General features: G+C 70.0%; 15 protein-coding genes and 1 riboswitch. Of the genes, 6 read left to right on the plus strand and 9 right to left on the minus strand.

Going from position 1 to position 13,896, the window contains the following annotated elements:
* The first annotated feature begins 61 nt into the window (after positions 1-61).
* Complete coding sequence (locus tag ACWGO6_RS06445) at positions 62-340, plus strand: hypothetical protein (RefSeq protein WP_136043285.1); 279 nt, start codon at positions 62-64, stop codon at positions 338-340.
* On the opposite strand, the gene ACWGO6_RS06450 is transcribed toward ACWGO6_RS06445, so the two are convergent.
* Complete coding sequence (locus tag ACWGO6_RS06450; protein ID WP_136043286.1) at positions 328-1,854, minus strand: DUF4407 domain-containing protein; 1,527 nt, start codon at positions 1,852-1,854, stop codon at positions 328-330. The genes ACWGO6_RS06445 and ACWGO6_RS06450 overlap by 13 nt on opposite strands.
* Positions 1,855-1,937: 83 nt before the next feature.
* On the minus strand, positions 1,938-2,510 hold the full coding sequence (locus ACWGO6_RS06455) for a TetR/AcrR family transcriptional regulator (RefSeq protein ID WP_136043287.1): 573 nt from the start codon (positions 2,508-2,510) through the stop codon (positions 1,938-1,940).
* A 66-nt stretch (positions 2,511-2,576) separates the two neighbouring features.
* Between ACWGO6_RS06455 and ACWGO6_RS06460 the strand changes: the two genes are divergently transcribed.
* Positions 2,577-3,200, plus strand: a complete 624-nt coding sequence (locus tag ACWGO6_RS06460) for an NAD(P)H-dependent oxidoreductase (protein ID WP_136043288.1) — start codon at positions 2,577-2,579, stop codon at positions 3,198-3,200.
* Here the strand turns inward: ACWGO6_RS06460 and rlmN are convergent.
* Entirely contained in the window at positions 3,149-4,438 is a 1,290-nt protein-coding gene (gene rlmN, locus ACWGO6_RS06465; protein ID WP_376101247.1) for a 23S rRNA (adenine(2503)-C(2))-methyltransferase RlmN, read from the minus strand. The genes ACWGO6_RS06460 and rlmN overlap by 52 nt on opposite strands.
* Positions 4,439-4,562: 124 nt before the next feature.
* Here rlmN and ACWGO6_RS06470 point away from each other — a divergent pair, with 124 nt between their 5' ends.
* Genes ACWGO6_RS06470 through ACWGO6_RS06480 form a run of 3 tightly spaced genes read left to right on the plus strand, consistent with a single transcriptional unit; the run spans position 4,563 to position 6,683 of the window.
* Positions 4,563-5,201 carry a bifunctional 4-hydroxy-2-oxoglutarate aldolase/2-dehydro-3-deoxy-phosphogluconate aldolase gene (locus ACWGO6_RS06470; protein ID WP_452326224.1) on the plus strand — a complete coding sequence of 213 codons (639 nt, stop codon included), beginning with the start codon at positions 4,563-4,565 and terminating at the stop codon, positions 5,199-5,201.
* A gap of 40 nt (positions 5,202-5,241) precedes the next feature.
* Entirely contained in the window at positions 5,242-5,937 is a 696-nt protein-coding gene (locus tag ACWGO6_RS06475) for an ankyrin repeat domain-containing protein (RefSeq protein WP_452326225.1), read from the plus strand.
* The gene (locus ACWGO6_RS06480) at positions 5,934-6,683 is read left to right on the plus strand and encodes a sulfite exporter TauE/SafE family protein (protein WP_452326226.1); all 750 of its coding nucleotides are present in this window, start codon (positions 5,934-5,936) and stop codon (positions 6,681-6,683) included. The genes ACWGO6_RS06475 and ACWGO6_RS06480 overlap by 4 nt, the downstream gene beginning before the upstream one ends.
* Before the next feature lie 23 nt (positions 6,684-6,706).
* On the opposite strand, the gene ACWGO6_RS06485 is transcribed toward ACWGO6_RS06480, so the two are convergent.
* Complete coding sequence (locus ACWGO6_RS06485) at positions 6,707-7,537, minus strand: SDR family oxidoreductase (RefSeq protein ID WP_136043292.1); 831 nt, start codon at positions 7,535-7,537, stop codon at positions 6,707-6,709.
* Between the two features lie 149 nt (positions 7,538-7,686).
* A complete protein-coding gene (locus tag ACWGO6_RS06490) occupies positions 7,687-8,445 on the minus strand; it encodes an SDR family NAD(P)-dependent oxidoreductase (RefSeq protein ID WP_136041273.1) in 759 nt (252 codons plus the stop codon).
* A 217-nt stretch (positions 8,446-8,662) separates the two neighbouring features.
* Between ACWGO6_RS06490 and ACWGO6_RS06495 the strand changes: the two genes are divergently transcribed.
* Positions 8,663-9,397 (plus strand): phosphotransferase, encoded by a 735-nt coding sequence (locus ACWGO6_RS06495; protein WP_452326227.1) that lies wholly within the window; start codon positions 8,663-8,665, stop codon positions 9,395-9,397.
* Between the two features lie 9 nt (positions 9,398-9,406).
* Here the strand turns inward: ACWGO6_RS06495 and ACWGO6_RS06500 are convergent, their stop codons facing one another.
* The 4 genes from ACWGO6_RS06500 to ACWGO6_RS06515 all read right to left on the minus strand — a co-directional run bounded on the left by ACWGO6_RS06500 (position 9,407) and on the right by ACWGO6_RS06515 (position 13,785).
* Complete coding sequence (locus ACWGO6_RS06500; protein WP_136041271.1) at positions 9,407-10,777, minus strand: glutamate decarboxylase; 1,371 nt, start codon at positions 10,775-10,777, stop codon at positions 9,407-9,409.
* 118 nt (positions 10,778-10,895) lie between these two features.
* On the minus strand, positions 10,896-11,687 hold the full coding sequence (locus tag ACWGO6_RS06505) for an energy-coupling factor transporter transmembrane component T family protein (RefSeq protein ID WP_136041270.1): 792 nt from the start codon (positions 11,685-11,687) through the stop codon (positions 10,896-10,898).
* Complete coding sequence (locus ACWGO6_RS06510; protein WP_452326228.1) at positions 11,684-13,141, minus strand: ABC transporter ATP-binding protein; 1,458 nt, start codon at positions 13,139-13,141, stop codon at positions 11,684-11,686. The genes ACWGO6_RS06505 and ACWGO6_RS06510 overlap by 4 nt, the downstream gene beginning before the upstream one ends.
* A complete protein-coding gene (locus ACWGO6_RS06515) occupies positions 13,141-13,785 on the minus strand; it encodes an ECF transporter S component (protein WP_136041269.1) in 645 nt (214 codons plus the stop codon). The genes ACWGO6_RS06510 and ACWGO6_RS06515 overlap by 1 nt, the downstream gene beginning before the upstream one ends.
* Positions 13,779-13,888: riboswitch (TPP riboswitch) on the minus strand. It overlaps the preceding gene by 7 nt.
* Positions 13,889-13,896: the final 8 nt, after the last annotated feature.

Raw genomic sequence — 13,896 nt, forward strand, 5'->3', positions numbered from 1 at the left:
AATGAACACGCCATTGACCACTCTCGCCTACGATCTTGAGCCAATCGATCCGAATTGGACCATGGCTCAGCTCGTCGAATGGCTCAGTGACGATGCGCGTCAGCATGATCCGGCGCTGCAGCAGCCGCTGGCCCTGATCGAAGCGGCCCTCACCGGATCCGAGTGGTCGCGAACACCGTCGACGGTCGCCCTGATCCGCTCGCTGACTCTGGCCGCCCCGCATCGCCCCGGGTCCGTGATCGCCGATGTCCTGCTTCCGGTCGCAGTTCCTGCCGCTCATCGCGTGGGCGGACGGCAGAAACTGCGACCGGAAGGAAAGCCGCAGCCTCAGGTCGCCTGAGCCTGGGAGGCTGACGCAGGGGATGGGGCAGGGGTAGGAGCGGGCGCGGGGGTCGTGACGATGTCGGCGCGGTCGCGGAAGCCCTCGGCGGTCACCCGGTCCAGGGCGACCTGCTTGCGGATGGCCGCGGCCTTCTCGTAGAGGCTCGGGTCGCCATAGCTCGTGAGCACCTTCACCAGCACGGGCAGCAGCTCGATCATGAAGAACAGCGCCGCGATGAGGATGTGCGCCCACAGGATCGTGGGCTCCTTCTCGCTCAGGCGGTTCAGCCCGCTGATCTGGCTGAGCAGCCCGACCGCTCCGGCGTTGCCCTGGGCCACGGCATCCGCGCGCGCGTTGTATGCGGCGAGCGCCTGGTCATACGTGTCGCGGGCGGCCGGCAGCTGGGACTTCGCCTGCTCACGGTTCGTCGACTCCGAGGTCGAGGTGTTCTCCTTGGCGGCGGTGCCGGCGGCGGCGAGCTCCTCATTCGCGGTGCGCAGCTGTGCGGCGAGCGCGTCGTACGTCTGCTGGGCCTCGGCGAGCTGCGCCTTCGCGGCATCCGAGCTCGCACCCTCGCCGTTGACGCCGGTGCAGCCAGGGACCGTGCCCGCGCCCTCACCGGTCAGCTCGCACTGGTAGAGCACGCGCGCCTGATCGATGACCTTCTGCTGCTCGGTCATCTTCGCGGTCACGTCGTCGACCGTGGCCTGGGCGGCCGACTCGGTCGCCGAGGAGGATTCGGTCCCCGCGACGATACCGGTCGCGGCCTGGTTCTCGAGTTCGGCCACCTTGGCGGTGGCGGCATCCAGCGCGATCTTCTCCGGACCGGACTCCAGCGCCTCCTGGTCGGACTGCGACTGAGTGATGTTGGTCGATGCGACCTCGCGCGCGATGTCGTTGTGGAAGATCTGCAACACCAGCGGCTCGGCGACGACGAAGCCGATGATCGCCGCCATGATCACGCGCGGGATCGCGAGGCCGATGAGGCGCCAGACGTTCCGCGTCGAGCTCATGGTCGAGGTGAGGAAGCGATCGAGGTTGAAGATGATGAGCGCCCACACGAGCGCCAACGGCACGGCCAGCCAGATCGCGGCCTGCACGCCGGTGGTGAGGGCGAAGAGCATCGAGATGGCGGAGACCAAGGCGGTGCCGGCGAGCACGAAGAACATCTGCACGAAGCGGGGCGTCTCGCCGGGGACGCGGTCGAGGATCTCGCCTTCCGCTCCGCCGAGGATCGCGAGGGTCCGGGCACGGGAGCCGGGTGTGCGCGGCGCGCGCTTCCGGCGGGGTTTGCGGACGCGGGGTTCGCGCGGGGGCTTCACCGGGGAGGACTCGTCGGCGGCGACCGCATCGGCGATCGGGGTCGCCTCCGCAGGCTCTGCGACGGGCACCTCGCGGGTGGTGTCGTCGGCGCCGGTCGGCTCGAACTCGCGCAGGAAGTCGAGGTCATCGGTGACGGCGTCGGATTCGCCGTCGATGATGATCCGACCCTGCGAGTCGTAACGACCCGGTCGATGGGCGGAATAGGGCATCCGAACAATCTACGAAACATCGCCTGTGGATCGCGTGGAAGAGTCCTTGGAACGCCTCACAGCTTTCGTGCCGCCCGGTGGATTCAGGATGCCGGGAGCAGGCGGTCGAGGGCGGCGGCGTAGGCCGAGAGCCCCTCGTCGAGGGTGAAGTGCCCGGCGGCGGCGAGGGTGCCGAGCCCGTGGATCAGGCCCCACAGCACGACGACATCGGTCGGCCGGTCGAGCCCCGCCGCAGCCGCAGCGTCGGCGAGCACGGCCTCGAGCCCGTCGATCAGGGGCGCCATCGTCGCGGTCGGGGATCCGGGGATGCAGACGGTCGGGTCGTAGACGGCGTCGAAAGCGTGCGGATGCTCGACCGCGAAGCGGATGTACGCCGAGCCACCGTCGGTGAGGGCTGCCCGCGGCGTCGCGGCCTTGTCGGCGGCCGCGCGGACCTGGTCGAGGAGGTCGGCCATGCTGCGCTCGGCGATCGCCTTGAGCAGTCCGAGCCGATCGGAGAAGTGGTGGTACGGCGCGTTGTGGCTCACGTTCGCCGCCCGTGCGACCTCGCGCAGGCTGATCTCCGCCGCCGGCATCCGCTCCAGCAGTTGCATGGCGGCGTCTTCCAGGGCCCGGGCGAGATCGCCGTGGTGGTAGCCGTCCTTCGAACTTGACATGAGCAACATTGTCTCCTATCTTGACACTGTCCACCAGCTTGACACTGTCCAGATAGGAACAAAGCCATGTCCGCTCTCGTGATCGACGGCCACCCCGACGCCCGCTCCCTGACCGCCTCACTCGCCGAGCGGTACGCCGCAGGTCACGGCGATGCCCGCGTGCTCGCCCTGCGCGACCTCGACTTCGACCCGAACCTGCGCTTCGGCTACCGGGAGCGCATGACCCTCGAGCCCGACCTCGTCGAGGCCAAGCGCGCGCTGCAGAGCGCCGACACGATCGTCATCGCGACGCCGTTATGGTGGGGGTCGGTGCCCGCTGTGCTCAAGGGCTTCTTCGACCGGGCGCTGCTGCCTCAGCAGGAGTACCGGTACACGAAGCTCGGTCTCCCCGAAGGGCTGCTGCCGGCGCGCAACGGCCGACTGCTCCTCCTCGCGGACACGCCCTGGTACTTCGCGCCGTTCACCGGACTCCCCGCGCAGACCCACGTCGCCCGAGGGACGATGCGCTTCTGCGGCATCCGCTCGGTGCGCACGCACCGCATGCTCGGGGTGAGGGATGCCTCGGCGGCGACCATCACCCGCTGGCTCGACCGCGCCGAGCAGCTCGGCACCATCGACGCGCGCCGTGCCGGTGCGCCTCAGGCCATCGCGGCGGAGGCTGCCTCGTCTTCGGTGGTGGCGACGAGCTGACCGCAGGCGCCATCGATCTCCTTGCCGCGGGTGTCGCGGAGGGTGGTCGGGATGCCGGCATCGTTCAGGCGACGCACGAACTCGTTCGTGACGTCCTTCTCGGATGCCGTCCAGATCGAGCCGGGCGTCGGGTTCAGCGGGATCGGGTTCACGTGCACCCAGCCGCGTCCGCGCTGGTTGAGCTTCTCGGCCAGCAGGTCGGCGCGCCAGGCGTGGTCGTTCATGTCCTTGATGAGCGCGTACTCGATCGAGACTCGACGGCCGGTCTTGGCGTAGTAGTCGTAGGCGGCATCCAGTGCCTCATCGACCTTCCAGCGGGAGTTCACCGGGATGAGCTCGTCGCGCAGGTGGTCGTCCGGCGCGTGCAGCGACAGCGCGAAGGTGACGGGGATGCCCTCGTCGGCGAGCTTCTTGATCGCCGGCACCAGGCCGACGGTCGACACCGTGATGCCACGGGCGCTCATGCCGAGGCCGTCGGGCTGCGGGGCGACCATCGACCGCACCGCATCCATCACGCGCTTGTAGTTGGCGAGCGGCTCGCCCATCCCCATGAAGACGATGTTGGAGACGCGCTCCATGCTGTGGTCGTCGGACTTCTTGCCACCGAGGCCGCCCTCGGCGATGAGCCGGTTGGCGCGCACGATCTGCTCGATGATCTCGGCGGTGGACATGTTTCGGGTCAGCCCCGCCTGTCCGGTCGCGCAGAACGGGCAGTTCATGCCGCAGCCGGCCTGGCTCGACACGCACAGCGTGATGCGGCCGGGGTAGCGCATGAGCACCGACTCGACCAGGGCGCCGTCGTGCAGGCGCCACAGGAACTTGATCGTGTCGCCGCGGTCGGTCTCGAGGCGGCGGACCTCGGTGAGCAACGGCGGCAGCATCCCGGCGACGAGCTGCTCCCGGGTGTCGGCCGGGAGGTCGGTCATCTGCTCGGGGTCGGACGTGTAGTGACGGAAGTAGTGCGTCGACAGCTGCTTCGCGCGGAATCCGGGGAGCCCGAGCTCCTTGACCTTCTCGATGCGCTCGGCGGGCGTGAGGTCGGCCAGGTGCACGGGCGGCTTGCCACGCTTGGGGCTCGCGAACTGCAGGAGCGGACGCCCCTCGGCATCCTTCTGCTGGGTCCACCCCTCGGTCGCCGGGCGCACCTGTGGCTTCTTGGTCTCGCGGACAGCCCCCGAACGGGACGACGCGGGCGCTGCCTGTGGGCGCGTCTCGCGCGTGCGGGGAGTCTCAGTCATACCCTCCAGGGTACGCGGTGCCGGGTGGGAAGCGCCTGGGGTGGGCGCGACCGCCGTGGACATCCGGCGGATGCGGTCTTCCCTGCGGGGGAGAATGGATGCGTCCCCGACCGCAAGGAGCCTCATGACCGACCGTCTCGACCGCGCCCGCAGCACCGGCATCCTCGCCGTGCTCCGCGCCTCATCCCCCGAGCTGGCTCTGGAGGCTTCGGAGGCGATCATCCGCGGCGGGGTGACCGGCATCGAGGTGACCTTCTCGACGCCCGACGCGCCCGCCGTCATCCGTGAGCTCATCGCCCGCCACGGCGACGCCGCGTACATCGGCGCCGGAACCGTGACGACCGCCGCGCAGGCCGCAGCGGCGGCGGATGCCGGAGCGGAGTTCCTCGTCAGCCCCGGCACGCTCCCCTACCTGACCCGCACGATGCTCGACACCGGACGCGTCGTGATGACCGGAGCCATGACCCCCACCGAGGTCATGAGCGCGCTCGAGCTCGGCGTCGACGTCGTGAAGATCTTCCCGGCGTCGCTCGGCGGCCCGTCGTACCTCGGCGCGCTGCGCGGCCCGTTCCCCGACGCCCCGCTCATGCCGACCGGCGGCGTGAGCCCCGACAACCTGGCGGCGTGGTTCGCGGCGGGTGCGGTCGCGGTCGGCGCCGGTGGCGACCTCGCCAACGGCGCATCGATCGCGGCGTCCGACTGGGCGGACATCGAACAGCGCGCTGCACGATTCGCGGCAGCGCTCACCGCCGCACGCGGCTGATCGCCCGATCGCGTTCAGCATCGTTTGGTATACCAGACGCATGCGACGGAACCTTCTCGTGAGCGCACTCGTGGCCGCCCTGCTGACCACGACGGCGTGCACCGCGAACCCCGACGCGTCCGCACCGACACCGACACCGGAGGCCTCCATGACCGACGCCACTCGCGACCTGCTCGACGCCGCCACCACCGGAGACGCGGATGCCGTGCGCGCGGCACTCGGTGACGGCGCAGACCTCGAGGCGCGGGGCGACGGCGGAATGACGGCCCTCGTCGCCGCGACCAAGGCGAACCACGTCGACGCCGCGCGGGCCCTCATCGAGGCAGGTGCCGACGTGAACGCCAAGGACGACATCCAGGACTCCGCCTACCTGTACGCCGGCGCTCGCGGGCACGACGAGATCCTGCGCCTGACGCTCGACAACGGCGCAGACCTGACGAGCACGAACCGCTTCGGCGGCACCGCGCTCATCCCGGCGTCCGAACGCGGACTCTTGCCGACGGTCGAGATCCTGCTCGAGGCGGGCGTCGACCCGAACCACGTGAACAACCTGAACTGGACCGCGCTGCACGAAGCGATCGTGCTCGGTGACGGCTCCTCCCGCTACGTCGAGGTCGTGCGCGCGCTCCTCGACGGCGGTGCGGACATCGGCATCCCGGACGGCGACGGCGTGCTGCCGGTCGACCTCGCGAAGGCCCGCGGCTACGACGCGATCGTCGCCGAGCTCGAACGGTGATCGCCCTCGACCCGTGGGCATGGGCCGCGCTCGCGGTGGCCGCGGTGACGATCGGCATCTCGAAGACGGCCCTGCCCGGCGGCAGCATCCTGGCGATCGCCCTGTTCGCCGCGGTCCTGCCCGCCCGCACCTCGACGGCCGCGACCCTGCTGCTGCTCATGGTCGGCGACCTGTTCGCGCTCTTCGCCTACCGCCGGCATGCCCACTGGCCGACGCTGCTGCGCCTGGCGCCCGCGGTCATCGCGGGACTCCTCGTCGGATTCGCGTTCCTCGCACTCGCCGGCGACGGGGTGGTCCGCCGCGCGATCGGCGTGATCCTGCTGCTGATGATCGCCGTGACGCTTTGGCGCCGGTGGCGGCAGAGCAAGGCCGACACAGTGACCCCGCCGTCGGGAGGCATCGTGCTCGCGGGCGCCTACGGCACGCTCGGCGGCTTCACGACCATGGTCGCCAACGCAGGCGGGCCGGTCATGTCGATGTACTTCTTGGCCACCCGCACGCCCGTGCAGGTGTTCCTCGGCACGTCGGCATGGTTCTTCGCCATCATCAACGTGATCAAGGTGCCGTTCCTCGCCGGCCTTGGGCTGTTCCATGCACCGGTGCTGCTGATGGATGCCGTGGTCGCCCCGCTCGTGGTGATCGGCGCGCTGCTCGGCCTGCGGGTCGCGCGGCGGATGAACCAGCGCGTGTTCGACCGCATCGTGATCGTGCTGACGATCCTCGGCGCGGTGTATCTGCTGATCTGAGCGCCTGCGCCGCACCCGGATGCTCAGTCGAGGAAGATGTCCGGGAACAGCGCGCTGTCGGGTGTGCCGGGGATCGCGGCGTAGCCCGAGAAGTCGGTCACTCCATCGGCCTCGAGCACGTCTTCCACGATGAGCGACTGCCCCGTGTACGACGCCGCGGGCTTGAGGAGCACGGCATACGCGGCATCAGCGTAGATCTCGGGTGTGCGGCTCGCGGCCATGACCTTGTCGCCGCCGAGCAGGTTCTGCACCGCCGCCGTCGCGATCGTGGTGCGGGGCCACAGGGTGTTGGCGGCGATCCCGTCGCGCGCGAACTCCGCCGCGAGGCCGAGCGTCGCCAGCGTCATCCCGAACTTCGCGAGCGTGTACCCGGTGTGCGCGCCGAGCCACTTCGGCGTCGGGTTCAGGGGCGGCGAGAGGGAGAGGATGTGCGGGTTCTCGGCATCCTTCAGGATCGGCACGGCCGCACGGGAGAGCATGAAGGTGCCGCGCACGTTCACGTCCTGCATCAGGTCGTACTTCTTGGCGCCCAGGTCGAGCGAGCGCGAGAGGTCGATGACGCTGGCGTTGTTGATGACGATGTCGATGCCGCCGAACTCACCCTGCGTCTTCATGACCGCTTCGGTGATGTCGTCGTCGTCGCGCACGTCGCCGACGATCGGCAGCGCTTGACCGCCCGCGGCCCGGATCTGCTCGGCGGCGGTGTGGATGGTGCCCTCGAGCTTCGGATGCGGGGTGTCGGTCTTCGCGAGCATCGCGATGTTCGCACCGTCGGCGGCTGCCCTCAGCGCGATCGCGAGTCCGATTCCGCGGCTGCCGCCCGATATCAGGATGGTCTTTCCGGCAAGGGACATGGTTTCTCCTGGGTTCTCGTCGCGAGTTCTGACGTGTTCCGGTCGCACTTTCTGCCGCTTGTGAGCTGCGAGAGCGGCAGAAACTGCGACCGGAGCGAGGGGGTGCGGGGATGCGGGGATGTGGGGGTGGGGGGATGTGGGGGTGGGGGTCAGCGCGGCGCCATGCGGATGGCGCCGTCGAGACGGATGGTCTCGCCGTTGAGGTAGCCGTTCTCGACGATCTGCTGCACGAGGGCGGCGTACTCGTCGGGGCGGCCGAGGCGGGCGGGGAAGGGCACCTGCTGCCCGAGGGAGTCCTGCGCCTCCTGCGGGAGACCCATCAGCATCGGGGTCTCCATGATCCCGGGCGCGATCGTGCACACCCGGATGCCGTGGCGCGCGAGCTCCCGCGCCACCGGAAGGGTCATCGCGTGCACGCCGCCCTTGGACGCGGAGTAGGCGGGCTGACCGATCTGGCCGTCGAATGCGGCGACGCTCGCGGTGTTCACGATGACGCCGCGCTCCTCGTCGTGGAGTTCGTTTTTCGCGATCACGGCGGATGCCTGCGAGATGACGTTGAACGTGCCGACGAGGTTGATGCGGATCACGCGCTCGAAGTCGGCGAGCACGGCGGGGTTGCCCTCGCGGTCGAGCACCTTGGCGGGCGGCGCGATGCCGGCGCAGTTCACGACGACACGCAGGGGCGCCGCGGACTGCGCTGCCGCCACGGCCGCCTGCACGTCGTCGGCGCTCGTGACGTCGGCCGCGACGAAGAGTCCGCCGAGTTCGTCGGCGATCTCCGTCCCCTTCGACGAGGGGAGATCGATGATCGTGACGTGTCCTCCGGCCGCGACGAGCCGGCGCGCGGTGGCGAGTCCGAGACCGGAGGCCCCTCCGGTGATGAGTGCACCCTGACCGCTGATCTGCATCTGAAGTTCTCCTTCGAACGTCGTTGCGACATGCTTCGCTGGAACGCGGTTTCAGCCTACGTGGTTCTTGGTTCCACCACGAAACGGGTGACGTCCGCCCACAGGAACCGCGTTCAGAGCGAGCCTACGACACGGCCTCGACGGAGAACGGTCCCGTAGCCCGAAGCCTCCGGCAGATATCGGTCGCCGCGTCCGAAGCCTCCGGCAGGATGGAGACATGACCATCCCCACCGAAGACATCGCCGTCCCCGACCGGGTCCGACTCCTCGCCCGGGGCGCCGAGCTCGAATGCGTGTGGCGGAACGACTACGGCGGGCTGACCTTCCGCGCCACCGGCCAGGGCGATCCGTTCTTCATCAAATGGGGTCCCCGGAACCTCGAATTCACGCTGAGCGATGAGGCCGAGCGGATGCAGTGGGCGTCGCAGTGGATCACCGTTCCGACCGTGCTCGACAGCGGCGGCGACGAGACGCACGAGTGGATGGTCACGGCCGCGCTCGACGGGCTGAGCGCCGTGGACCCGCGGTGGGTCGCCGAACCCGCGGTCGCCGTCCGTGCCGTCGGCGAGGCACTCCGCGCCATGCACGACGCCCTTCCGGTGGCGGACTGCCCCTGGGAGTGGAGCGTGTCGTCGCGCATCGAGAACGCCGAGAGCCGCGGCATCGTCGTGCCGGACTCGCTGCGGACCGCGCCCGAGATCGACCTCCTCGTCGTCAGCCACGGCGACGCGTGCTGCCCGAACACGCTGCTGGGCGACGACGGACGCTGGCTCGCGCACGTCGACCTGGCACTGCTCGGCGTGGCCGACCGCTGGGCCGACATCGCCGTCGCCTCCATGAGCACCGAGTGGAACTTCGGCCCCGGCTGGGAGGATGCGCTCATCGAGGCCTACGGCGTCGAGCCCGACCGCGAACGCCTCGCCTACTACCGCGACCTCTGGAACGCGGCCTGATCCTGCGCCCTAGTGGTGGAACGCGGAGTCGGGGCGGTCTCCCGGCATCGGGGCGGTGAGCGCATCGAGGTGGGCGACCTCGGCCGTGATCGCGTCCAGCAGGTCCGACGCCAGATCCATGCTCAGTCCGTTGCGCACGACGATCCGCTGCACGGTGATCTGCTCGAGGTCGGCCGGCATCGGATACGCCGGAACAAGCCATCCGCGCATCCGCAGACGATCCTGCAGGTCGTAGAGCGTCCAGTTCTCGGTATGACCACCCTTGAGCCTCCAGGCGAAGACGGGGATGTCGCTGCCGTCGTTCCAGAGCTCGAACGCGTCGAGCTTCGCGATGCCGGCGGCGAGGAACTTCGCCACGTCCTGTGAGGCCTGCTGCACCGCCCGATACCCTTCGAATCCCAGCCGCAGGAACAAGTAGTACTGGAGCAGCACCTGGGCTCCGGGACGCGAGAAGTTCAGCGCGAACGTGGGCATCTCGCCGCCGAGGTAGCTGACTTTGAACACCAGATCTTCCGGCAGCCATTGCGCGTCCCGCCAGACGACCCATCCGAGGCCCGGGTACACGAGCCCGTACTTGTGCCCGGAGGTGCTGATCGAGTGCACCCGTTCGAGGCGGAAGTCCCAGACCAGATCGGGCTGCAGGAACGGTGCGATCATCGCGCCCGACGCTCCGTCGATATGGATCGGGATGTCGAGACCGGTGGTCTTCTGGATCTCGTCGAGGGCGGCGGCGATCGCCTCGACCGGCTCGTACATGCCCGTGTACGTCACCCCCATGATCGCGACCACCCCGATCGTGTTCTCATCGACGTACTTCGCCAGGTCGTGCCCGTCGAGCGTCTTGTGCTCAGCGCTGATGGGGACGAAGCGGGGCTCCACATCGAAGTAGTTGCAGAACTTCTCCCAGCAGACCTGGACGGCGGCGGACATCACGAGGTTCGGCCTGGAGGCGTCCTTCCCCGCCGCACGTCGCGCCTGCTGCCACCGCCGCTTGAACGCGAGGCCGCCCAGCATGCAGGCCTCCGAGGAGCCGATCGTCGAGGTGCCGATGCTGTTCGCGGCATCCGGCGCATTCCAGAGGTTCGCCAGCATGCGCCAGCAGTTGTCCTCGATCGCTGCGGTCTGCGGGTACTCGTCCTTGTCGATCATGTTCTTGTCGAACGACGCGGTATACACCTGCTTCGCCTCGTCATCCATCCAGGTGCTGACGAACGTCGCGAGGTTCAGCCGGGCGTTGCCGTCGAGGATCGTCTCGTCCTCGACGATCTGCTTCGCCGTCGCAGGGAGGGTTCCCTGCGGCGGGATGGTGTGGCGGGGAGCCACCGTCGCCTCACCGGGCCGGGTGAACATCGGCTCGTAGTCGGAAGAAGGAGTACTCATGCGCGGACCTCTCGACGGGACGACTGGCTGCCTGCCGCCCACCGTAGCGGCCTCGCATCGACGTATCGAGAGGGTCTTCGCCGGCGGCCTGATCCGGAGCTGACAGCCCGGCCCCGACTCAGGTCCCTGGCCCGAGGATGAAGTTCCATGCCCCGGTGGCCACGGCGGCGGCGATCGCGATGCCCGAGATCGCCGCCCCCACGGCGAGCAGCATCCACTCGGCCGCGCCGAACCGCGACTCCCGCGCCCAGGTGCGACGTCCCGGCGCTCCGAAGCCGCGCGCCTCCATGGCGGTGGCGAGCTTCGCTCCGCGCCGGATCGACAGCACGAGCAGGGCGAACGCCATGCCGAGGAACCGGCGGATGCGGCCGCGATCGGCCACGCCCCTCGCTCGGCGGGCGAGCTCGAGCGCTCGCCAGTCGTCGAGGAAGAGCCCCACCATCCGGAGCCCCGCGAGCGCGCCGAGCACGAACCGGGCGGGAAGCCGCAGGATCTGGCCGAGACCGTCGGCGAGGTCGGTCGGGTCGACCGTGATGAAGAGGACGACCGAGGGCAGCGCGATCGCGAGCACCCGCAGCATCGTGGCGAGCGCGAGCGCCAGGGATCCCTCGCTGATCCGCAGCACGAACCAGTCGACATAGACGGTGCCGCTCGTCTCGCCGTAGAGCGCGATGGTCAGGCCCGTCAGGGGCGCGGCGAGCCAGACCGGCCAGGTGCGCACCCAGAACTCGCGCCAGCCGATCCCGGCGAACAGGAACAGCACGAACTCCAGCACGAGCGCGACGGATGCCGACACCGGATCCAGCGTCAGGATCAGGGGCACGGCGATCAGCGCGCTGACCCCGAGCTTGGCCACCGGATTGACGGCGGCGAGAGCTCCGGTGCGGGCCTGCGTGTCGAGCAGCGTCATGATGTGCCCCCGAGTTCGAACCGCTCGGCGTGCAGCGCCCGCGCGACATCGAGGTCGTGGGTGATCGTGACGATCGCCGACCCCTCGTCGCGGAGCGCTGCGAGCATGGCGACGAGTTCCGCCCAGGTGCGAGCGTCCTGCCCGAAGGTGGGTTCGTCGAGCACGAGCACCCTCGGCCGGGTCGCGATGGCCGCGGCGACCGTGAGGCGGCGCTTCTCGCCGCCCGAGAGCGTGTAGGGGTTGGCGGCGGCGAGATGCGTCAGGCGCAGTCGCGCCAGCAGTTCGTCGCTGCGCACGGCGATCTCGCCTTCGTCCATGCCGAGCGCCCGGGGCCCGACGGCCAGCTCGTCGCGCACGGTCTTCGCCAGCAGTTGGTGCTCGGGCTCCTGGAACACCATGCCGATGCGCGTCAGCAGATCCCGCGAGGCCCAGCGGATCGGCGAGGGGTCAGCCCCGGCGGCGAGGGGGCCGGATGCCGTCAGCTCGCCTGCCGCGGGTGGAAGGAGTCCCGCGAGGGTCAGCCCGAGCGTGGACTTGCCCGCCCCGTTCGGCCCGGTGATCGCCAGCGCGTGGCCGGCGCGCACGTCGAGGTCGATGCCGGTGGCGACCGGGCGCCCCTTGACACGGGCGACGGCCAACCCGCGGGCGGAGAGCAGCGTCTCCCCCGGCACATCGCGTGGGGGCGGAGGTGCAGCGGGAGCATGCCCCGGCACCCACACGCCATCGGCCGCGAGGCGCGCACCCTGGTCGCCGAGCACCTCGCCGGGCACTCCGTCGGCCACCACTCCCCCGGCGCCGATCACGATCACGCGCGTGATGAGCGGCAGCCAGACCTCGAGACGGTGCTCGACGACGATGAGCGTCGCCGGCTGCGCCTGCAGCATCCGCTCCACCGCTTCGCGCACCTCGACGACCCCGGCCGGGTCGAGGTTCGCGGTCGGCTCGTCGAGCAGCACGAGCCCCGGACGCATCGCGAGCATGCCGGCGAGCGCGAGCCGCTGCTTCTGCCCACCCGAGAGTGCTTTGGTCGGATGGTCGAGCGGCACGTCGAGGCCGACGGCATCCAACGCCGACCGCACCCGCGGCCAGATCTGCTCCCGCGGCACACCGAGGTTCTCGCAGCCGAAGGCGACGTCGTCGCCCGCTCGCGCCAGGATCACCTGCGAGTCCGGGTCCTGCAACACGAGGCCGGCGCGCCCCCGGGTGGCGACGGCGGGAGCACCGTCGACGAGGAGTTCGCCCGTGCTCTCGCCCTCCTCCTCGCCGCCGAGCACGCCCGCGAGACCGTGCAGCAGGGTGGACTTGCCCGCGCCGGATGCTCCGAGCACGAGCACACGTTCACCGGGGTCGATGCGGAACGAGACGTCGCTCAGCGCCCAGGCGAGGCGACTCGCGTGACGCCACCCCCACCCGCGGGCCTCGACGGCGGCGGGGACGGTGTGATCCGCCGCCATCAGACGCGGACGCGCGCCTCGCGCCCGGAGCCGAATCGGTCGAGCGCTCCGGTCGCGGCGATGCCTCGCGCCAGGACCCACGACAGCGCCCCCGCGATGACGGCCCCGGAGATGACCGTGCTGATCAGGTAGATCGTCGTGAAGGCCGGCCCGGATCCGGCGTACCAGAGCACGAGGTTGTTGATCCCGCCGGCGAGGGCAGCACCCGCGCCCGCGAGGATCGCGACCGGCAGCGACCAGCGACGGTAGAAGAAGAGCAGGAAGACCAGCTCGGCGCCGAGGCCCTGCACGAGACCGGCCTCGAGCGTGAGGAATCCGCCCCACTGGTTGCCGATGAGGGCCGAGACGACCGCCGCGAGCAACTCGACATAGATCGCCGCGCCCGCCTTGCGGATGATCAGCCCGCCGAGGACACCGGCGAAGAGCCACGGGCCGTCGAGGAGCCCTTGGACTCCGGGGAGGAGCGGCTCGAGCAGCGCCTTCGGCCCGAGGTAGCCGACGTTCCATGCGAGGAAGATCAGGCCGGCGGCGACGCCGATGACGCTGGCGACGACGATGTCGACGATGCGCCAGCGCAGGAAGCTCCGGGCCGGGGGCGCGGCCTGGGCCTTCGCGGACGCCGATGTGGACGTGGACGTGCTCATTCTGAACTCCTCCCTGCGCTGGCATGACCCAGATCAGGTTCGACGGTCGAAGCGCGATTCGCTCCCTCTCAGCCCGGCTCGCCGGACTCCCGTGGTTGTGCTGAAGATCCT

The organism is Microbacterium sp. NPDC055665 (assembly GCF_053618035.1).